Source organism: Methylobacterium sp. GC_Met_3, from assembly GCF_026540775.1.
GTDB lineage: Bacteria > Pseudomonadota > Alphaproteobacteria > Rhizobiales > Beijerinckiaceae > Methylobacterium.
The window spans coordinates 1-1,159 of record NZ_JALNUL010000154.1 but is presented as its reverse complement, the minus strand read 5'-3'; the positions used below and the strand labels follow the sequence as shown (position 1 = coordinate 1,159).

Sequence of the window (1,159 nt, the reverse complement as noted above, 5' to 3'; positions counted from 1 at the left end):
TGACGTCTACAAGCGCTTCGGCCGGGGCACCGCCAAGGTGACTTACCGCACCGTCGACCTGCCGAACGGCCGCGTCGACGTGATCTACCAGATCGACGAGGGCGATAAGACCGGCATCGTCTCGATCAACTTCGTCGGCAACAACGCCTATTCGGAGCGGACGCTCAAGGGGCTGATGAGCTCCTCGGAGATGAACTTCCTGTCGTTCATCAAGACCTCCGACGTCTACGATCCCGACCGCATCACCAACGACCTGGACCAAGTGCGCCGCTACTACCTGAAGAACGGCTATGCCGACTTCCAGGTGGTCAGCGCCGACGCGCGCTACGTCGAGGGCGAGACATCGGGCTACGTCATCACCATCACGCTGAACGAGGGCGAGCAGTACAAGGTTGGCGCGGTGCAGGTGAATTCGCGCCTGCCCGGCGTAAGCAACGCCAACCTTGATCGGGATATCGCGGCTGCCGTAGGCGATGTCTACAACGCCGACGACGTCGAGAAGACGCTCACCAACGTCACCCGCGAAGTGAACCGCGCGGGCTACACGTTCGCGCAGGTCCGCCCGACCGGTCAGCGTGATCCCGGCAGCCATCAGGTCTCCCTGGGCTTCGTGGTCGAGGATGGCCCGCACGTCTACGTCGAGCGCATCAACATCCGCGGCAACACCCGCACCCGCGACTACGTCATCCGCCGCGAGCTCGATATCGCCGAGGGTGACGCCTACAATCGCGTGCTCACCGACCGCGCCGAGCGGCGGCTGAACGGTCTAGGCTTCTTCAAGAAGGTCCGCTTCTCGAACGAGCCGGGCTCCGCGCCCGACCGCGTGGTAATCAACATCGATGTCGAGGATCAGCCCACGGGTTCGTTCTCGGTGGCGGGCGGCTACTCCACCCAGGACGGCATCATCGGCGAGGTCTCGGTCTCCGAGTCGAACTTCCTCGGCCGCGGCCAGTATGTCCGCCTCGCCGGCACCGGCGGCCAGTACTCGCGCGGCGTCGATTTCTCGTTCACCGAGCCGTACTTCCTCGGCTACCGGCTCGCCGCCGGCTTCGACGCCTTCTACAAGTATTCCGATCTGAACCGATACTCGCGCTACGAGACCACGGTGTATGGCGGCCAGCTGCGCCTCGGCCTGCCGATCACCGAGGAGTTCGGCATC

1 protein-coding gene is annotated in these 1,159 nt (G+C 64.3%); it reads left to right on the top strand.

All coding sequences use genetic code 11. The features are described from left to right. Positions 1-1,159, top strand: a 1,159-nt coding sequence (bamA, locus tag OXS27_RS32255) for an outer membrane protein assembly factor BamA (RefSeq protein ID WP_267361734.1), incomplete at both ends; no start/stop codon positions are given.